Here is an 18659-nt window from a genome sequence, read left to right on the forward strand (position 1 = left end):
CTGCGCCTGCATCCACGGCCGGTGGGCAGCCCTGACCCACCCGTGCATGTCCGCGACTGCGGTGGCTCGAAGGGAGATCGCATGCCGGACCACTCCATGACGCCGCGGCACGCGGTGGTCGTCGGCGGCGGACTCGCCGGCGTCACAGCGGCCCTCCGGCTCGCCGACGAGGGCGTCCATGTCACCCTCGCCGAGGGCCGGCCCCGCCTCGGCGGCCTCGCGTTCTCCTTCCGCCGCGGCAACCTCACCGTGGACAACGGCCAGCATGTGTACCTGCGCTGCTGCACCGCCTACCGCTGGTTCCTCGACCGGGTCGACGGCACCGGACTCGCGCCCCTGCAGCGCCGTCTCGACGTACCCGTCCTGGACGCGGCCGCCCCGCACGGCCCCCGGCTCGGACGGCTGCGCCGCAGTGCGCTGCCCGTGCCCCTGCACCTGGCCGCGAGCCTCGCCGGCTATCCGCACCTCTCGCTCGCCGAGCGAGCGGGCGTGGGCCGCGCCGCCCTGGCCCTGGGCAGGCTCGACCCGGCCGACCCGGCGCTCGACGGCATCGACTTCGCCACCTGGCTCGGCCGCCACGGCCAGTCACGGCGCGCCGTCGAAGCCCTGTGGGACCTCGTCGGCGTGGCCACCCTCAACGCCACCGCGGCCAACGCCTCGATGGGGCTCGCCGCGATGGTCTTCAAGACCGGCCTCCTCTCCGAGCCGGGCGCCGCCGACATCGGCTGGGCGCGTGTCCCCCTCGGCGAGCTGCACGACACGCTGGCCCGCAAGGCGCTCGACAGCGCCGGCGTGCGCACCGAACTGTCCACCCGCGTCCGTGAGATCACTCGTGGCGAGGGCGGACGCTGGCACGTGGACGTCGACGGCGAGCGGCTGGACGCGGACACCGTCGTACTCGCCGTGCCCCAGCGCGAGGCCCATGCCCTGCTGCCCGACGGCGCGCTGGAGGACCCCGACCGACTCCTCGACATCGGCACCGCGCCCATCCTCAACATCCATGTGCTCTACGACCGCAAGGTGCTGCGCCGGCCGTTCTTCGCCGCGCTCGGCACTCCCGTGCAGTGGGTCTTCGACCGCACCGACGCCTCCGGGCTGGGAGAGGGCCAGTACCTTGCCCTCTCCCAGTCCGCCGCCCAGGACGAGATCGACGCACCTGTCGCCGAGCTCCGCGGGCGCTATCTGACCGAGCTGGAGCGACTGCTGCCCGCCGCGCGCGGCGCCGAGGTGCGCGACTTCTTCGTCACCCGGGAGCGGACGGCGACCTTCGCGCCCTCCCCGGGCGTCGGCCGGCTGCGGCCCGGAGCCCGCACCCGCCTGCCCGGTCTGTACCTGGCCGGAGCGTGGACCGCCACCGGCTGGCCCGCGACCATGGAGAGCGCCGTGCGCAGCGGATTCACCGCAGCGGGCGCCGCACTCTCGGCGCTCGGCCGCCCCCATGAACATCCGCTCAAGGAGGCGGTGTGAGCACCAGTACTGGAACCAGAGGAGAGATTGTGCCGACAGTGCCCTCGGCGGGTACCGCTGAAGACACCGCACACAGCCCAGGTGACGTGGCGAACACGGACATCCACGCGTTGCTGGAGCGCGGCAGGACCCTGTCCACACCGGTGCTGCGTGCCGCGGTGGACCGCCTGGCCCCGCCCATGGACACCGTCGCCGCCTACCATTTCGGCTGGATCGACGCACATGGCCGGCCCGCCGAGGGCGACGGCGGCAAGGCCGTACGCCCCGCGCTCGCGCTGCTGTCCGCCGAGGTTGCCGGTGCGGCACCCGAGGTCGGCATCCCCGGCGCGGTCGCGGTCGAGCTGGTGCACAACTTCTCGCTGCTGCACGACGACCTGATGGACGGTGACGAACAGCGCCGCCACCGCGACACGGTGTGGAAGGTGCACGGACCCGCCCAGGCCATCCTGGTCGGCGATGCGCTCTTCGCGCTGGCCAACGAGGTGCTGCTGGAGCTCGGCACCGTCGAGGCCGGCCGTGCGACCCGCCGGCTGACCACCGCCAGCCGCAAGCTGATCGACGGTCAGGCCCAGGACATCTCCTACGAGCACCGCGAGCGGGTCACCGTCGAGGAGTGCCTGGAGATGGAGGGCAACAAGACCGGCGCGCTGTTGGCCTGCGCCGTCTCCATCGGCGCGGTGCTCGGCGGCGCCGACGACCGCACCGCAGACACCCTCGAGGCCTACGGCTACCACCTCGGTCTCGCCTTCCAGGCCGTCGACGATCTGCTCGGCATCTGGGGCGACCCGGTCGCCACCGGCAAGCAGACCTGGAGCGACCTGCGCCAGCGCAAGAAGTCCCTGCCGGTCGTCGCCGCCCTCGCCGCCGGCGGCCCGGCCTCACGGCGTCTCGGCGAACTGCTCGCCGCGGACGCCAAGAGCCATGACTTCGACTCCTTCTCCGAGACGGAGTTCGCCACCAGGGCGGCCCTGATCGAGGAGGCGGGCGGCCGTGAGTGGACCTCCCAGGAGGCCCGCCGGCAGCATGCCGTCGCGATCGAGGCCCTCAGCCGAGTCGACATGCCGGAACGTATCCGCGCGCAGTTCGTCGCACTCGCGGACTTCGTCGTCGTACGAAAGAGATGATCACCATCACCCGCTCGATATGAATCGCAGTCGCCGGCCGGTGACCGACATCGTCACCGGCCGACGGCCACCCCAGCACAGCAGAGATCCACTGCAACGAAGGGGAAGCCATGACAGCGACGACCGACGGAAGCAGCGGGTCCTCGGGGACCCGTGCACCCGCGGCCACTGAATCGACCGACACACGGTCCGCACTCGTCCAGGCGCCGGGCGACATCCATGAGGCCGCGCGGCACGCCGCAGAACGTTCGAGCGCCTATCTGCTCGCCCGGCAGGACGCCGAAGGCTGGTGGAAGGGCGACCTCGAGACCAATGTGAGCATGGACGCCGAGGATCTGCTGCTGCGTCAGTTCCTCGGGATCCAGGACGCCCGCACCACCGACGCAGCCGCCCGGTTCATCCGGGGACAGCAGCGTGAGGACGGCACCTGGGCCACCTTTTTCGGCGGCCCCGGCGAACTGTCCGCCACCATCGAGGCCTACGTCGCCCTGCGGCTCGCCGGCGACCGGCCGGACGACCCGCACATGGCACGGGCCTCCGCCTGGGTCCGCAAGCACGGGGGGATCGCCGCCGGCCGGGTCTTCACCCGGATCTGGCTCGCGCTCTTCGGCTGGTGGAAGTGGGAGGACCTCCCCGAGCTGCCGCCCGAGCTGATCTTCCTGCCCACCTGGGCGCCCCTGAACATCTACGACTTCGGCTGCTGGGCACGGCAGACCATCGTTCCGCTGACTGTCGTCTCGGCCAAGCGGCCGGTGCGCCCCGCACCGTTCCCGCTCGACGAACTGCACACCGATCCGCAGGTGCCGAATCCCCCCAAGCGCCCCGCGCCTGCCGCGAGTTGGGACGGCTTCTTCCAGCGGGCCGACAAGGCGCTGCGCCTCTACCACAAGGTCGCCCCGCGCCGGTTGCGCCGAGCGGCCATGAACACCGCAGCCCGCTGGATCATCGAGCGGCAGGAGAACGACGGCTGCTGGGGCGGCATTCAGCCGCCGGCCGTGTACTCGGTCATTGCGCTCCATCTGCTCGGCTACGACCTGAAGCACCCTGTGATGCGCGCCGGCCTCGAGTCGCTGGACCGTTTTGCCGTCTGGAGCGAGCAGGACGGCCTTCCCGTCCGCATGATCGAGGCCTGCCAGTCCCCGGTCTGGGACACCTGCCTCGCCACCATCGCGCTCGCCGACGCCGGCCTGCCGGGCGACCATCCGGCCCTGGTCAAGGCCGCGGACTGGATGCTCGGCGAGCAGGTCGTGCGGCCCGGCGACTGGTCGGTACGCAGGCCGGGACTGCCGCCGGGCGGCTGGGCGTTCGAGTTCCACAACGACAACTACCCCGACATCGACGACACGGCCGAGGTGGTCCTTGCCCTGCGCCGGGTCAAGCACCCGCACCCCGCCCAGGTCGACGCCGCGGTGGAACGCGGGGTGCGCTGGAATCTCGGTATGCAGTCCGGCAACGGTGCCTGGGGCGCGTTCGACGCCGACAACACCAGCGCCTTCCCCAACCGCCTGCCGTTCTGCGACTTCGGCGAGGTGATCGACCCGCCGTCCGCGGACGTCACCGCGCATGTCGTTGAGATGCTGGCGTGGGAGGGCAAGGCCCATCATCCCCGCACTCGCCGTGGTGTCCGGTGGCTGCTCGCCGAACAGGAGGCCAGCGGCGCCTGGTTCGGCCGCTGGGGCGTCAACTTCATTTACGGCACAGGGTCGGTGGTGCCCGCTCTCACCGCCGCCGGGTTGCCGCCCTCGCACCCCGCGATCCGCCGCGCCGTCCGCTGGCTCGAATCCGTGCAGAACGACGACGGCGGCTGGGGCGAGGACCTGCGCTCGTACCTCCCCCAGCGACATCGTCCTGGGGGGACCCCCACGGAGAGCTGGATCGGACATGGCACGTCCACCGCTTCCCAGACGGCCTGGGCCCTGCTGGCGCTGCTGGCGGCGGGGGAGCGGGACAGCAAAGCGGTCGAGCGCGGGATCGTCTGGCTCGCCGGGACCCAGCGCGAGGACGGCTCCTGGGACGAGCCTTACTTCACCGGTACCGGATTCCCCTGGGACTTCTCCATCAACTACCACCTGTACCGACAGGTCTTCCCGCTGACGGCGCTCGGCCGGTACGCGCACGGCGAGCCGTCCGCCGACCGTTCGGCCACCCGCAAGGGGGGCTGATGCCGGACCCCGTGGAGCCCTTCGGCTCCGCCGCGCCGCTGCTGATCGCCTGCGCGCTCGGCATCGAGAAGTTCGCCCTGCGCACCGGCGACCACAGCGGCGCCCGCGGCCAGGTCACCGTCCTGCGCACCGGCATGGGGCCGGTCTGCGCCGAACGGGCGATGCTCGCCGCCTGCGGCGACGGCCCGCTGCGGGAGGCAGCCGTGATCGCCTCCGGCTTCTGCGCGGGGCTCGCACCGGGAATGCACCCGGGCGATCTCGTGGTCGCCGACCGGACCCGGCTCGCCACCGCGCACACCCCCTGCACCGCAACCGAACTGCTGGTCAAGGCGGTGTCCAGGGCGTTGCCCGGCCGCACGGTCCACACCGGACTGCTGACCGGAACCGACCATGTCGTGCGCGGACACGAGCGGACCGAGCTGCGCGCCACCGGCGCCGTCGCGGCGGACATGGAGTCGGCCGCCACCCTCAGCAGCGCCCTGAGCGCCGGTCCGCGTCCGGTTGCGGCCGTCCGAGTGGTCGTGGACGCTCCTGAGCACGAACTGGTCCGCATCGGCACGGTGCGCGGTGGAATATCAGCCTTCCGCGTTCTTCGCGCCGTACTTCCCGCGTTCTTCGAATGGCACCGTTCTTTGCTGCTCCCCAGGAGGTGAGCCAGATGGCCATGCCGCTGCGTCAGACCATCAGGGTCGGGACCTATCTCATTGAACAAAAGCTCCGCCGCCGTGAGAAGTTCCCGCTCATCGTCGAGCTGGAGCCGCTCTTCGCCTGCAACCTCAAGTGCGAGGGCTGCGGGAAGATCCAGCATCCGGCCGGAGTGCTCAGGCAGCGCATGCCGGTGGCACAGGCCGTGGGAGCGGTGCTGGAGTCAGGTGCCCCGATGGTCTCCATCGCGGGCGGCGAACCACTGATGCATCCTCAGATCGACGAGATCGTCCGCCAATTGGTCGCCAGGAAGAGGTACGTCTTTCTGTGCACCAACGCACTGCTGCTGCGCAAGAAGATCGAGCAGTTCGTCCCGTCCCCGTTCTTCGCCTTTGCCGTGCACATCGACGGGCTGCGCGAGCGGCACGACGAATCGGTGGCCAAGGAAGGCGTGTTCGACGAGGCCGTGGAGGCGATCAAGGAGGCCAAGCGGCGCGGCTTCCGGGTCACCACCAACTCGACCTTCTTCAACACGGACACCCCGCAGACCGTCATCGAGGTGCTCAACTACCTCAACGACGACCTCAAGGTGGACGAGATGATGATCTCGCCCGCATACGCCTACGAGAAGGCTCCCGACCAGGAGCACTTCCTCGGTGTCGAGCAGACCCGCGAGCTGTTCAGGAAGTCCTTCGCCGGCGGCAACCGACGGCGCTGGCGGCTCAACCACTCACCGCTCTTCCTCGACTTCCTCGAGGGCAAGGCGGACTTCCCGTGCACCGCCTGGGCGATCCCCAACTACTCGCTCTTCGGCTGGCAGCGCCCCTGCTATCTGATGAGCGACGGGTACGTGCCCACATACCAGGAGCTCATCGACGACACGGACTGGGACAAGTACGGCCGTGGCAAGGACCCGCGTTGCGCCAACTGCATGGCGCACTGCGGCTACGAGCCCACCGCCGTACTGGCCACCATGGGCTCGCTGAAGGAGTCGCTCAGGGCAGCCCGCGAAACCGTCACCGGGAGCCGATGACGCCGCACGAGAAGGGGGTCAGACCGTGACGATTCTCGAGACCATCCGGTGCCCGCGCGACCTCAAGTCGCTGGGCGAGGAGGAGACGGTCCAACTCGCACAGGAGATCCGGGATTTCCTGATCCAGGCGGTGGCCAGGACCGGCGGCCATCTGGGCCCCAACCTGGGTGTGGTGGAACTGACCATCGCCCTGCACCGGGTCTTCGACTCACCCGCGGACCGGATCCTTCTGGACACCGGCCACCAGTCCTACGTACACAAACTGCTCACCGGACGGCAGGACTTCTCCAAGCTGCGCGGGAGGGGCGGGCTGTCCGGCTACCCCTCGCGGGAGGAGTCCGAGCACGACGTGATCGAGAACTCCCATGCGTCGACCGTGCTCGGCTGGGCGGACGGACTGGCCAAGGCACACCAGGTACGGGGCACGAGCGACCATGTCGTCGCGGTGATCGGCGACGGAGCCCTCACCGGCGGCATGGCATGGGAGGCCCTCAACAACATCGCCGCGGCCAAGGACCGGCCGCTGATCGTCGTGGTGAACGACAACGAGCGGTCCTACGCCCCGACGATCGGCGGCCTCGCGAGCCATCTCGCCGCCCTGCGCACCACCGACGGCTATGAACAGCTGCTGGCCTGGGGCAAGGACATCCTGGAGCGCACCCCCGTCGTCGGGAAGCCGCTCTACGAATCCCTGCACGGCGCGAAGAAGGGCTTCAAGGACGCCTTCGTGCCCCAGGGCCTGTTCGAGGACCTGGGGCTGAAATACCTCGGGCCGGTCGACGGGCACGACATCGAGGCCGTCGAGTCGGCGCTGCGCCGTGCCAAGCGCTTCCGTGGACCTGTCCTGGTGCACTGCCTGACCGAGAAGGGCCGCGGATACCGGCCGGCCCTGGAGGACGAGGCCGACCGGTTCCACGCGGTCGGTGTGATGGACCCGGTGACCTGTGCGCCGCTCACCGCCTCCGACCGCGCGTCGTGGACCTCGGTGTTCGGGGACGAGATCGCCGAGATCGGGGCCGAGCGCCCGGACGTGGTGGCCATCACCGCGGCGATGCTGCACCCCGTGGGGCTCACGAAGTTCGCCGAGCGCTTCCCGGACCGGGTGTGGGACGTCGGCATCGCCGAGCAGCACGCGGCGGTCTGTGCCGCCGGGCTCGCCACCGCGGGGCTGCACCCGGTCGTCGCCGTCTACGCCACGTTCCTCAACCGGGCCTTCGACCAGCTGCTGATGGATGTCGCCCTGCACCGGTGCGGCGTGACGTTCGTACTGGACCGGGCGGGGATCACCGGCACCGACGGCCCGTCCCACAACGGCATGTGGGACATGTCCCTCCTGCAGGTCGTCCCAGGTCTGCGGATCGCGGCCCCGCGCGACGCCGTACGGCTGCGGCAGGAGCTGCGCGAGGCGGTCGATGTGGGCGACGCGCCCACCGTGCTGCGCTTCCCGAAGGAGAGCGTCGGCGATCCCGTCGAGGCCGTCGGGCGGATCGGCGGGATGGACGTACTGCTCCGGCCGGAGGACGCCGATGTGCTGATCGTGTCCGTCGGGGCGCTGGCACCGGTCTGCCTGCAGACGGCCGAACTGCTGTCGGGCCGGGGCATCCGCTGCACGGTCGTCGACCCACGCTGGGTCAAGCCCGTCGACGAGCTGCTCGCCCCGCTGGCCGCCGGCCACCGGCTGATTGCGGTCGTGGAGGACAACAGCCGCAGCGGCGGCGTCGGCTGGGCCGTCGCTCAGGCATTGCGCGACGCCGGGGTGGACGTGCCCCTGCGGGACTTCGGCATCCCCGAAGAGTTCCTTGCCCACGGCAGGCGCAGCGAGGTGCTGGCCGACATCGGGCTGACCCCGGTGGAGATCGCCGGGCGGATCAGTGCGGCCATGGCAGTCAAGGAGATCTGAGCGATGACCGAGCGGCCCAAAGGCTTCGATCTCGCGGCGCTGCTCGCCGAGCGCGGGGCCGAGCGCTATGAGCTGCACACCCGCCACCTCAACCACCAGCTGCCCCGCATGCTGCACACCATCGGCTTCGACAAGGTCTACGAACGGGCCGAGGGCGCGTACTTCTGGGACGCGGACGGCAACGACTACCTCGACATGCTCGCCGGCTTCGGCGTGATGGGCCTCGGCCGCCACCACCCCGTCGTACGCAAGGCGCTGCATGACGTCCTGGATGCCTCGCTCGCCGATCTGACGCGTTTCGACTGCCAGCCGCTGCCCGGGCTGCTGGCCGAGAAGCTGCTCGTGCACACTCCGCACCTGGACCGCGTGTTCTTCGGCAACAGCGGTACGGAGGCGGTGGAGACCGCGCTGAAGTTCGCCCGGTACGCAACCGGCCGCACCAGGATCCTGTACTGCACGCATGCCTTCCACGGCCTCACCGCCGGCTCGCTGTCGGTCAACGGCGAGGCCGGATTCCGGGAGGGATTCGCGCCGCTGCTGCCGGACACTGCCGTCGAACCGGGGGATCTGGACGCGCTGGAGCGGGAGCTGGAGCGCGGCGATGTGGCGGCCTTCGTCGTCGAGTCGATCCAGGGCAAGGGGGTGAACCCCACGCCGACCGGTTTCCTGCGCGCCGCCCAGGAACTCCTGCACCGGCGAGGGGCCCTGCTGATCGCCGACGAGGTGCAGACCGGACTCGGCCGGACCGGGGACTTCTACGCCTTCCAGTACGAGGCCGGGGTCGAGCCGGACCTGGTGTGCGTGGCGAAGGCGCTCTCCGGAGGGTACGTGCCCGTCGGGGCGACCCTCGGCAGGGACTGGATCTTCAAGAAGGTCTACTCGTCCATGGACCGCGTCCTGGTGCACTCCGCCAGCTTCGGGGGCAACGCCCAGGCGATGGCCGCCGGGCTCGCCGTGCTCTCGGTGCTCGAGGACGAGCATGTCGTCGCGAACGCGCGGGTGACCGGCGAGCTGCTGCGCGCCCGGCTCGCGGCACTCGTCGACCGCTACGAGCTGCTGCATGCCGTACGAGGGCGCGGGCTGATGATCGGCATCGAGTTCGGCCGGCCGGAGTCCATGCGGCTGCGCAGCCGGTGGACCATGCTGCAGGCCGCCCGCAAGGGACTCTTCGCGCAGATGGTGGTGGTGCCACTGCTGCAGAAGCACCGGATCCTCACCCAGGTCTCCGGTGACCACCTCGAAGTGATCAAGCTGATTCCGCCACTGATCATCGGCGAGCGGGAAGTGGACCGCTTCGTCGAGGCGTTCACCGCGGTGATGGACGATGCCCATGGCGGCGGCGGACTGATGTGGGACTTCGGCAAGACGCTGGTGAAGCAGGCCGTCGCGAATCGCTGATCCTTTGCCTCATTGGCAAGAAATTTGCCAATGAGGCAACCGCCTGGCGCAATGGACGCATGACCGATGCTGCCGCCGGACGGGGAACCGGCCCGCTCCCCACCGAAGGGACGGCCCCTGTCGAAGGGCTGCCCCACGTCGCGCCGCGCCTGCGCGATCTGCGCCGCCGTCGTCGGCTCACGCTCGAGGCGGCCGCCCGGCGCGCCGGCCTCTCGCCCGCCCATCTCTCCCGGCTCGAGACGGGACAGCGCCAGCCGTCGTTGCCGATGATGCTCGCCCTGGCCCGGATCTACGGTACGACGGTCGGCGACCTGCTCGGCGAGCTGCCACCGGAGCGCGAGCCCGTCATCAGGGCCGGCCGCCGGGAGCCCGCCTCGGCGGACGGCTGGACATATCAGCAGGTCGGCGCGCCGGGGCGGGCCATGCAGGCCCTGCGGGTGGTGGTGCCCTACGGCGCCCAGGGCGATATGGTGCGCGTCCATCCCGGCGAGGAGTGGCTGTATGTCCTCGAGGGGCGGCTGCGGCTGAGCCTCGGTGACTTCGTGCAGGAACTCGCACCGGGGGACAGCGCGCACTTCGACTCCCTCACCCCCCACCGCCTGGCGGCGGCCACCCCGGACGGGGCAGAGCTGCTGTTCGTCCACACCCTCCTGCAGAGCCCCGAGCTGCACCCGCACGTCTGAGACCTTGGTGCGCGGACCGCGCTCCGTCCTGAACAGAAAGGCCCGTCATGTCACAGCAGCAGGAAGAGCGGTTCCCCCGAGGTCTGGTGATCCGGCTGTTCGTCTACCTGATAGCCGGTCACCTCTTCGCCGGCTTCCTCTATCTGCTCTTCCTGGTGGGCGGCAAGGGGTAGCGCGGGGCGTCATGCCTCGTCGAGGAGCCGTTCGCGCAGGCGCTCGCGCGTCTCGGGGGAGAGCCCCAGGCCCTCGGAGAGATAGCGCTCCGTGCCGCCCCACGTCTCCTCGATCGTTTCGAAGGCCGCGGCCAGATACTCGGCGCGGGCGTCGAACAGCGGGGCGAGCAGCTCCATCACCTCGGGGGACATGGCGGCGGGGGAGTTGTCCTTGCGCCGGACCTGGTAGCGGCGGTGGGGGTCGTTGGACTTGAGGTAGTCCGCCTCGATCGCGTCGCGGTCCACGCCGACCGCGAGCAAGGACACCGCGATCGACAGGCCCGCCCGGTCCTTGCCGGCGGCGCAGTGCATCAGCGCAGGGACGCTGTCCTCGGCGAGTGCGTGCAGCACCCGGCTGTGCTCGCCGGTGCGCTCCTTGATGATCATCCGGTACGACGCGGACATCCGTCCCGCGGCCTTGCCGTCCGCGAGGATCGACTTCAGCTGGTCGAGGTTGCCCTCGCGCACCATCTTCCAGAACTCCGCGCCGTCGGCCGGGTCGCTGAGCGGCATGTTCACATTGCGTACGCCCGGCAGCTCGACGTCGGGACCCTCCAGCTTCTGGTCCGCGGCGTTGCGGAAGTCGAAGATCGTGTGCAGCCCGAGCCCGGAGAGGAACGCCGCATCGCTCGCCGTCGCGTTCGCCAGGTGACCGCTGCGGAAGAGCCTCCCGTACCGCACCCGCCGGCCGTCCACCGTCGGCAGTCCGCCCACATCCCGGAAGTTACGAACTCCGGCCAGCTCGGGTTCTGTCGACGGGGCCTGCGGCAGCTGCTGCGTCACGTGGACTCCTGAGGTGACTGCCGTCGGCGCGGCTCGCCGACGGTGGCGTGATGTGGCTCCCGACGATACGACACCCGTTTATCGGGCAATCATCTCGACCGCCGTCAAGGGGCGTTGCGCCGTCCGCCCCGGTCGCGGGGCGGTGTGCGGGCCTGTGTGTACCTGTGAGGGCCTGAAGGGTCGGGGTGATCAAGAGCGCCGACGGGGGCATACGGGGACCGGAAGTCGCTTCGGGTCCTGCTCGGGCGCGGGTGGTCGCACAGACCTGGGGATCCCGGCTGGTTCGGGCCAGGTCTCCGGCAACGCCGTCGCCGTGTCGACGTGCCTGACACGTGTATGCGGAGAGCCCCCGAATGTTTTCGCATTCCTCGACGGAGGGGGAGCCGGTCGAATTCAATGCCGACCCCCGACCTCGCCGGTGGTGAATTAAAGGATCGCCAAGGGCCCTCACGGCGGAGCAATGGGGTGACGTGCATCACTTTCTCTCGACCCAGGTAGGGGCGAATTGCGTTGATCGTCGTGGGGCTTGATCGGTGAGTGGCGGTGTAAATCATTAAATGGTGCTTCTGTCCGAATTGGGTGGTTCCGGTATGGCGTGCCCTGATGTGGGACGCGCCGGAATCGGGTCGTGAGCAGGGTCATATTTGTGACCGTCCGTGGCCGGGCCTCGAGGTCGAATTCCGTTGACGGTGCGGGGGTCGAAGATCCGCGATCCACGGAGCGTGACCGGAAATCCGCAGCGTTTTCCCCGCCCGGCATTACTCCTGGAAATCGGCGGCTTGTTCCGGCCCGTCGAACTCGCTTACGGTCACCGCAATCCGGACGGACCGCCCAATCCTGCCGCTGTCCGGAATTCGATCCCATCCACGTGTGGCAGGAGCGGGGGACCCAGGTAGTACGCCGTATCCGATCAAATCGGACGGCTTGGGGTGAAGTCGGACATCTCGTCCGGCCGGGCAGCTCCAGCCCGAACCCGACAGCTCACCTCGCCGGCGCCGGAGAGGAATGCGCCATGCCCGCAACGGGTAAGCACCGTCGTCCCAAGTCCAACCGGATCACCCGCGGCTTCATCGCCGCCGGTACGGGTGGCGCCGCCATCGCCCTCCCGCTGATGGGTGCCACCGGCGCACACGCCGCAGGCAAGGCCGCGCCCGCCACGGCACCTGCCGCCGCGTCCGGGAAGGCACATGCCGCTGCCCCGGCCACCTTCTCGGCCGGACCGGCCGCCCACGCGCCGGCCGGCAAGAAGGCCACCACCTACTCGGTCGTCCCAGGCGACCACCTCTCCAAGATCGCCGCTGAGCACGATGTGCGCGGTGGCTGGCAGAGCCTGTACGCGGACAACCGCGAAGCTGTCGGCGAGAATCCCTCGCTGATCCACCCCGGCCTCAAGCTGACGATCAACGGCAAGGGGAAGGCGAAGGCTTCCGAGGCAAAGGCCCCCGAGAAGTCCGAGTCCCCGTCCGAGTCGCAGACCCGGCCGTCCAGTGACGACGCGCGGCCCGCCCCGGCGGACACGGCAGAGCCTGTGGAGCAGCAGTCCTCCGAGCCGAGCGCCGAGCGGACCTCCGAGCCCGCGCAGTCCTCCGAGCCGAGCGCCGAGCAGACCTCCACCCCCGAGCAGGCGGCCTCCGGCTCCGGCTTCGCCGCACCCATCGAGGGCGCGCCGATGTCCACCGCTTACCGCACCGCCGGCGCGATGTGGTCCAGCGGCTACCACACCGGCGTCGACTTCGCCGCCGCCACCGGCACCTCCGTCAAGTCCGTGACTGCCGGCACCGTCGTCTCGGCCGGCTGGGGCGGCGCGTACGGCAACCAGGTCGTCATCCAGCACACCGACGGCACCTACTCCCAGTACGCCCACCTCTCCTCGCTGTCCATCTCCAGCGGAGAGTCGGTGACCGGCGGCCAGCAGATCGGCCTGTCCGGCAACACCGGCAACTCCTCGGGTCCGCACCTCCACTTCGAGATCCGCACCGGACCCGGTTACGGCTCCGACGTCGACCCGCTGGCCTACCTGCGCCAGAACGGCGTCTCCATCTGACCGCCCTGACTCCCTGACAGGTTCGGGCGCTGTTGGACCGGCTCCCCCGTCACCGCTCACGCGGGGCGGGGGAGCCGGGGTATTCCGGGTTGGGCGAAACTTGACCGGTGGTAAAGATCACCCCGCGTCAACCCCTCCTACGGTCGCGTAGGTCACACCCGTAAGGGAAAGATGTGCTCCCGTGGCAGACGATTCGAGAACAGAGAACAGCGGCGGAATCGGGTCGTACGCGGCGATCGGTGACAGCTTCACCGAGGGCGTCGGAGATCCCGGACCCGGCGGGACATTCGTCGGATGGGCGGATCGCTTCGCGGTCCTGCTGGACGACCGCATGCCGGAGCACACCTTCCGGTACGCCAACCTCGCCGTGCGGGGCAAGCTCCTCGACCAGATCGTGGAGGACCAGGTGCCGAGGGCCAAGGAACTCGCCCCGGACCTGGTGTCGTTCTGTGCGGGGGGCAACGACATCATCCGGCCCGGCACGGACCCCGACGACGTCGCCGAGCGCTTCGAGCGTGCCGTGGCCGATCTGTCGAGCACGGTCGGCACCGTCTTGGTGACCACCGGGTTCGACACCCGCGACGTCCCCGTCCTGCGCCATCTGCGCGGCAAGATCGCCACATACACCGCGCATGTACGGGCCATTGCCGACCGCTACAACTGCCCGGTGCTCGACCTGTGGTCGCTCAAGTCCGTCCAGGACCGCCGGGCTTGGGACACCGACCGCCTGCACCTGTCTCCGGAGGGGCACACCCGGGTCGCCCTGCGCGCCGCCCAGGTGCTCGGGCTCGACGTGCCCGCCGACCCCGACCAGCCGTGGCCGCCGCTGCCGCCGCGCGGCGCGCTCGAGGTGCGCCGGGACGACATCCAGTGGGCACGTGAGCACCTGGTGCCCTGGATCGGGCGCCGTCTGCGGGGCGAGAGCTCCGGCGACCATGTCGAGGCCAAACGCCCGGACCTGCTGCCGCTGTGACCCGGACGGCGGCGCGCCTGCCCGGTCAGGGGTGCGTCGCCAAGGTCCACGGCCCGCCGGCCGGGGCCGCCGCCGGGATCCGTTCCAGCACGCCGCCCGCGAACACGTCGTACAGCGGCAGCGTCTCCAGATGCACATAACCGATGTGGCAGTCGCAGACGGCGAGCGGGCAGGCCCTCGGGCCGAGGGCCCGCCGGAACGAGCCGTCGTAGAGATTGCCCAGCTCGGCACGGACGAAGTGGCAGCGGCGCACCGTGCCGTCGCCGTCCACGGAGACGACGGACCCGCCCGTACGGCACGGCAGGCCCGCGGAGCGGTGGGGGTGGCGGCTGTAGGGGAACAGTGGGTCGAGCGCCGTCCACAGCGCCGCCTCTTCATCGGTGTATGTGTGGCCCTCGGCCGCGTTGACCCACAGATACACGTGGGGCGGCAGCTCGGAGCGCAGTCTGCGTGCCTGCTCCAGATGGTCCGGAAGACCGACGACACCCACGCTGAACCGGATCTTTCGCCCTGCCAGATCGGTGCATTTCTGAAGGAACCTGTCGTACGGGGTCTGGCCCGGGTGGTAGGTGCACCACAGCGCGAGCGTGCCGGGGTCCGCGTCCGCCATCCAGTCCGTACGGCAGCTGAGATTCGTCTGGACGGCCACCCGGCGGATGTGCGGCAGATGCGAGAGCTCGGTCAGGGTCCGCCGGTACCAGGAGCGGACGAGCCCCTCGCCCCACGGTGTGAAGAGGATCGACAGCCGGTCGTCCTGCTGCGCCGCGGCCCAGGCCGCGAACCGCTCCAGCGCCGCCCGGTCGGCGCGCAGCTGCTCCGTGCTGTCACGGCGCTTGGCGAACGGGCAGTACGGACAGTCGTAGTCGCAGGAGGCGAGCGGCCCGCGGTACAGCATGGTCAGGTCCACGGTCTGCTCACTTCAGCTCGTACGCGGCCATGGCGGCCCGTACCGGGGCCGAGAACAGTTCAGGCCCCAGCGCGTCCGAGCACGCGAGACCCTCGGGCGTCAGCTTCAGCCGGCCCGGCGCGGCGTCCTCGTCGAGCCAGCCCCGGGCCGCGAAGCGTTCCAGCTCCGCGGGGAAGTGCTCGGCGGCATCCGCGCCGAACCGCTCGCGGTAGCCGGCCCTCTCCATGCCCTCGGCCTGGAGCAGCGACTGCAGCAGGTGCCGGCGGCGCGCCTCGTCCTCGTCGACCCGGCGGCCCACCTCGGCCCGCGTGAAGTCGTCGGTCTGCGTGAAGGTGTCGATGATGCCGCGTATCTCTCGCATCTCGACGGCGTAGTCGAAGGAGTAGTGGAGGGCCGAGGTGTACGAACGCGCCCCGCAGCCGAGGCCGATCATGCCGTCGGTCTGGCAGGCGTGGTCGCCGGGGCCCTGCCGAGGGGCGCCGCGGCGGCGGAACATCCGCATCGACACCTGCTCGTAGCCGTGCGTCAGCAGATGGTCCCGGCCCGCCCGGTACAGCCGCAGCCGCTGGGTGTCCCATGCCGCGTCGCTCCGGTCCCCGAGCCGGCCGAGGCCGGTCAGCGGGCGCACATACAGCGGATACAGGTACAGCTCCTCCGGCTCCCAGGCCAGTGCCGCATCCAGCGACGTCCGCCAGGTGTGCTCCGTCTGGCCGTCGATACCGTAGATCAGATCGATGTTGAGCACCGGGACACCGGCATCACGGATCCGGCCGAGTGCCGCCTCCACGTCGGCGCGGCGCTGCGGGCGCACCGCCGCTTTCGCCTCCGCGTCGACGAAGCTCTGCACGCCGATGCTCACCCGTGTGGCGCCGCGTGCGGTGAGCACGGCAAGCCGGTCGGCGGTGGCCGTGGCCGGAGAGGTCTCGACGGAGAGCGGGACGGCCCGCAGATCCGCTCCCATCCGTTTCTCGGCGATGTCGCACAGCCGCTCGAGCTCGGCCGCGGTGAGATAGGTGGGCGTGCCGCCGCCGAAGGCGGCCGCGGCGAAGTGCACCGGACCGTCGTCGCCGAGCGCCTCGCGCACGGCGGTCGCCTGGCGGTCCAGGGCGTCGAGATAGCGGCCGGTGAGCTCGTCGGGCGCGCCGATCCGGGTGAAGAGATTGCAGAAGCCGCAGCGGACCTCGCAGAACGGTATGTGCGCGTAGAGCGAGAGCGCGTCCTTGCCTTCCCGCGCCCAGACCTCGCGCAGCGCCGGCCGGTCTCCGCCTTCCCTGCCCAAGGGGCGGTAGGCGGTCTTGTGCGGGTAGGCGTAGACGTAACTCTGGTACGGACGCAAGATGTTGCTGCCGGCGCTCATGCGGATGCCTCGAGGAAGAAGTGGGCGTACGGGACCGTCCAGACGGATGCGTGACCGAGCCGGTGGCCGGTGAATCCGTCGTCGCCGTACGCGGTGCCGTGGTCGGAGCACACGATGGCGAAGCAGCGGCGGCGGCCGGCGGCGGCCGCGAACAGCCGGCCGATGTGCCGGTCCACGTACTCGAGGGCTGCCGCGTGCGTCTCGCGGGAGTCCCCCGCCGCAGGGGTCGCGCCCGGCAGATGGAACCAGTTGGGCTGGTGCATCGAGGGCACGTTGACGAAGAGGAACACCCGCTGCTCGTGCGGCAGCGCCGCGACCACCTGCTCGGCACGAGCCACCTGGGCCTCGAAGGAGGTGGGCGAGGCGACGCCGAACTCCGGCTCCCAGTGGCTGTCCTGGAACAGCCCCGGCAGGACGGAGCCCAGCGGACCCTGTTTGGTGAAGAACCCGACGCCGCCGATGCACACCGTGCGATAGCCCGCCCCCGCGAGGGCCGACACCAGGTCCGGGGTGTCGTAGACGAAGGTGCGGCCGGCGGTGGTCTCGCTGCCCGCGAAACGGGCGGCGAACAGCCGGGGATGCGGTCCGGGCGTCGCCGGGGTGGGCAGAAAGCCGGCGAAGATCGCCTGGTGCGAGGCGTAGGTGAAGCTGCCGGGCGCATGACGCCGTTCCCAGGCGCCGCCCGGCAGATGCCTCGCCAGGTTCGGGATCCGCCCCGCCGCAGCGAGCTCGGCGGCGACGTCGAAGCGCAGCGTGTCCAGGGTGACGAGCAGAAGATCGTCACGGCCGACGACCGCGTTCATGTCCGGCTGCGGTTCGCTGCGGGGTCCGGGCTCCGGGTGGGGAGGCCGGAGGGGCTGCGGGTCAGACGCTTGCACGGTGGTGGTTCCCTGTTCCGTTCGGTTCGGTGGATCTGCGCAGTACGGCGGAGACCTGCGCCGCGTAGGTGTCCTGGCCTTCGGCCCCGCTGCCCGCCAGGCCGGACAGTCCGGGGAGCAGATCCCCGAAGGCGTTGACCTCGCCGACGGCGAAGCGACGCCAGCCAGTGGCAGGCAGCAGATCCACGCCCACGCGAAGGGACCTCGGGAAGCAGGCCGCGGTCCGCTCGCAGAGCTCCAGCGTCCGCCCCCAACTGCCGCCCGCCGCCTCGGTTGCCGCACGGGCGGCCGCCAGGTCGCCCCGAGCACCGCCCAGATGCAGGTTGGTCATGGGGGAGCGGCTTGTCCTGACCACCGCGTGGGTGGCGCGGCCCGCGACCACCACCACCCGGAGATCGGCGGTCCTGCCCCGCTGCGCGGCTTTCGGGAGCCAGCGCTCGATGTGCAGGCCGTCCGGCGCGAGCGCGTCGACGAGAGCGGCGACTTCGCGCTCGGTGGTGCAGCGGCGCACCCGCAGGGAGTTGAAGAGCCTGCCGTCCGGTGCACGCTCCACCGATGTGGTCGCCTGCACCCGGCCCCGGCTCGCCGTCTCCAGCGCCAGCACGCCGGACGCCGAGGAGCCGTGCGCCGGCTTGACGAACACCCGCGGCAGCCCGAATGCCTCCTGAAGGGCGCGGACATCGTCCCAGCCGCGCACCACCGGAGCATCCGCACCGGACGTCGGCGACGGCGGAACGGGCACTCCGGCGCGGTCGAGCACGGCATGGCAGAGCCGCTTGTCGAACAGCACGGCCAGCTCGTCGGGGTCGTCGAGCAGACTCGCGCCGCCGGCCGCGGCGAGTGCGGCCAGCTCCCGCAGGGCCGCGGTGAACCGCTCGTACCAGCGGGCAGTGCCCTCCACCCGGGTCGGGTCGTCCGTCCCGCGCAACTCCAGCTCGACCTCGGGGTCCTCGCCGGGCGAATCGATCCGCACGAGCTCGCCGGGGCGGAACCCGGCGCGGCCCCGGAGCACATCGAGCCACGGCACCACGCGAGCGGCGGGCAGCCCGGCGGCACGCACCGCGTCCTGGAACATGCCGACCCGGCGGTTCTC

The 18659-nt window shown here is 70.8% G+C and carries 16 protein-coding genes and 1 riboswitch; of the genes, 11 read left to right on the forward strand and 5 right to left on the reverse strand.

From position 1 onward, the window contains the following. Positions 1 to 81 precede the first annotated feature (81 nt). The 9 genes from hpnE (at position 82) to ABZ208_RS01850 (ending at position 10585) form a co-directional block, all read left to right on the forward strand. Positions 82 to 1467 carry a hydroxysqualene dehydroxylase HpnE gene (gene hpnE / locus ABZ208_RS01810; protein ID WP_356907590.1) on the forward strand — a complete coding sequence of 462 codons (1386 nt, stop codon included), beginning with the start codon at positions 82 to 84 and terminating at the stop codon, positions 1465 to 1467. A gap of 38 nt (positions 1468 to 1505) precedes the next feature. Then, entirely contained in the window at positions 1506 to 2591 is a 1086-nt protein-coding gene (locus ABZ208_RS01815; protein ID WP_356907744.1) for a polyprenyl synthetase family protein, read from the forward strand. Between the two features lie 110 nt (positions 2592 to 2701). Beyond that, positions 2702 to 4753: a squalene--hopene cyclase gene (gene shc / locus ABZ208_RS01820; RefSeq protein WP_356907591.1), complete on the forward strand. Its 2052-nt coding sequence runs from the start codon at positions 2702 to 2704 to the stop codon at positions 4751 to 4753. Continuing rightward, the gene (locus tag ABZ208_RS01825; RefSeq protein WP_356907592.1) at positions 4753 to 5406 is read left to right on the forward strand and encodes a 1-hydroxy-2-methyl-2-butenyl 4-diphosphate reductase; all 654 of its coding nucleotides are present in this window, start codon (positions 4753 to 4755) and stop codon (positions 5404 to 5406) included. The genes shc and ABZ208_RS01825 overlap by 1 nt, the downstream gene beginning before the upstream one ends. Positions 5407 to 5411: 5 nt before the next feature. Beyond that, the gene (gene hpnH / locus ABZ208_RS01830) at positions 5412 to 6431 is read left to right on the forward strand and encodes an adenosyl-hopene transferase HpnH (RefSeq protein WP_356907593.1); all 1020 of its coding nucleotides are present in this window, start codon (positions 5412 to 5414) and stop codon (positions 6429 to 6431) included. Between the two features lie 25 nt (positions 6432 to 6456). After that, positions 6457 to 8331 (forward strand): 1-deoxy-D-xylulose-5-phosphate synthase, encoded by a 1875-nt coding sequence (gene dxs / locus ABZ208_RS01835; protein ID WP_356907594.1) that lies wholly within the window; start codon positions 6457 to 6459, stop codon positions 8329 to 8331. 3 nt (positions 8332 to 8334) lie between these two features. Then, positions 8335 to 9729: an aspartate aminotransferase family protein gene (locus tag ABZ208_RS01840; RefSeq protein WP_356907595.1), complete on the forward strand. Its 1395-nt coding sequence runs from the start codon at positions 8335 to 8337 to the stop codon at positions 9727 to 9729. 59 nt (positions 9730 to 9788) lie between these two features. Next, on the forward strand, positions 9789 to 10412 hold the full coding sequence (locus ABZ208_RS01845) for an XRE family transcriptional regulator (RefSeq protein WP_356907596.1): 624 nt from the start codon (positions 9789 to 9791) through the stop codon (positions 10410 to 10412). Between the two features lie 47 nt (positions 10413 to 10459). After that, positions 10460 to 10585: a DUF6126 family protein gene (locus ABZ208_RS01850; protein WP_328393469.1), complete on the forward strand. Its 126-nt coding sequence runs from the start codon at positions 10460 to 10462 to the stop codon at positions 10583 to 10585. A gap of 9 nt (positions 10586 to 10594) precedes the next feature. Here the strand turns inward: ABZ208_RS01850 and ABZ208_RS01855 are convergent, their stop codons facing one another. After that, on the reverse strand, positions 10595 to 11407 hold the full coding sequence (locus ABZ208_RS01855) for a tyrosine-protein phosphatase (RefSeq protein WP_356907597.1): 813 nt from the start codon (positions 11405 to 11407) through the stop codon (positions 10595 to 10597). An 828-nt stretch (positions 11408 to 12235) separates the two neighbouring features. Beyond that, a riboswitch (cyclic di-AMP (ydaO/yuaA leader) is annotated at positions 12236 to 12415 on the forward strand. Between the two features lie 4 nt (positions 12416 to 12419). Between ABZ208_RS01855 and ABZ208_RS01860 the strand changes: the two genes are divergently transcribed. Both ABZ208_RS01860 and ABZ208_RS01865 read left to right on the forward strand, forming a co-directional pair. Next, positions 12420 to 13451 (forward strand): peptidoglycan DD-metalloendopeptidase family protein, encoded by a 1032-nt coding sequence (locus ABZ208_RS01860; RefSeq protein WP_356907598.1) that lies wholly within the window; start codon positions 12420 to 12422, stop codon positions 13449 to 13451. Positions 13452 to 13632: 181 nt separating this feature from the next. Continuing rightward, entirely contained in the window at positions 13633 to 14424 is a 792-nt protein-coding gene (locus ABZ208_RS01865) for an SGNH/GDSL hydrolase family protein (RefSeq protein ID WP_356907599.1), read from the forward strand. Between the two features lie 25 nt (positions 14425 to 14449). Here ABZ208_RS01865 and ABZ208_RS01870 read toward each other — a convergent pair whose 3' ends face one another. The 4 genes from ABZ208_RS01870 to ABZ208_RS01885 all read right to left on the reverse strand — a co-directional run bounded on the left by ABZ208_RS01870 (position 14450) and on the right by ABZ208_RS01885 (position 18641). Next, positions 14450 to 15331, reverse strand: a complete 882-nt coding sequence (locus tag ABZ208_RS01870) for an STM4011 family radical SAM protein (protein WP_356907600.1) — start codon at positions 15329 to 15331, stop codon at positions 14450 to 14452. A gap of 7 nt (positions 15332 to 15338) precedes the next feature. Then, entirely contained in the window at positions 15339 to 16688 is a 1350-nt protein-coding gene (locus ABZ208_RS01875; protein WP_356907601.1) for an STM4012 family radical SAM protein, read from the reverse strand. Then, a complete protein-coding gene (locus ABZ208_RS01880) occupies positions 16685 to 17491 on the reverse strand; it encodes an STM4013/SEN3800 family hydrolase (protein ID WP_356907745.1) in 807 nt (268 codons plus the stop codon). The genes ABZ208_RS01875 and ABZ208_RS01880 overlap by 4 nt, the downstream gene beginning before the upstream one ends. Positions 17492 to 17552: 61 nt before the next feature. Beyond that, the gene (locus ABZ208_RS01885) at positions 17553 to 18641 is read right to left on the reverse strand and encodes an STM4014 family protein (RefSeq protein ID WP_356907746.1); all 1089 of its coding nucleotides are present in this window, start codon (positions 18639 to 18641) and stop codon (positions 17553 to 17555) included. Positions 18642 to 18659 lie beyond the last annotated feature (18 nt).

It is taken from the genome of Streptomyces sp. NPDC006208 (assembly GCF_040613775.1).
In the GTDB taxonomy this organism is placed as follows: Bacteria; Actinomycetota; Actinomycetes; order Streptomycetales; family Streptomycetaceae; genus Streptomyces.

Bases quoted from the DNA above. Each gene is read 5' to 3' on its own strand.
- hpnE (WP_356907590.1), top strand. From the start codon at position 82: ATGCCGGACCACTCCATGACGCCGCGGCACGCGGTGGTCGTCGGCGGC.
- shc (WP_356907591.1), top strand. From the start codon at position 2,702: ATGACAGCGACGACCGACGGAAGCAGCGGGTCCTCGGGGACCCGTGCA.
- ABZ208_RS01825 (WP_356907592.1), top strand. From the start codon at position 4,753: ATGCCGGACCCCGTGGAGCCCTTCGGCTCCGCCGCGCCGCTGCTGATC.
- hpnH (WP_356907593.1), top strand. From the start codon at position 5,412: ATGGCCATGCCGCTGCGTCAGACCATCAGGGTCGGGACCTATCTCATT.
- ABZ208_RS01840 (WP_356907595.1), top strand. From the start codon at position 8,335: ATGACCGAGCGGCCCAAAGGCTTCGATCTCGCGGCGCTGCTCGCCGAG.
- ABZ208_RS01845 (WP_356907596.1), top strand. From the start codon at position 9,789: ATGACCGATGCTGCCGCCGGACGGGGAACCGGCCCGCTCCCCACCGAA.
- ABZ208_RS01850 (WP_328393469.1), top strand. From the start codon at position 10,460: ATGTCACAGCAGCAGGAAGAGCGGTTCCCCCGAGGTCTGGTGATCCGG.
- ABZ208_RS01860 (WP_356907598.1), top strand. From the start codon at position 12,420: ATGCCCGCAACGGGTAAGCACCGTCGTCCCAAGTCCAACCGGATCACC.
- ABZ208_RS01875 (WP_356907601.1), bottom strand. From the start codon at position 16,688: ATGAGCGCCGGCAGCAACATCTTGCGTCCGTACCAGAGTTACGTCTAC.
- ABZ208_RS01880 (WP_356907745.1), bottom strand. From the start codon at position 17,491: ATGAACGCGGTCGTCGGCCGTGACGATCTTCTGCTCGTCACCCTGGAC.
- ABZ208_RS01885 (WP_356907746.1), bottom strand. From the start codon at position 18,641: ATGTTCCAGGACGCGGTGCGTGCCGCCGGGCTGCCCGCCGCTCGCGTG.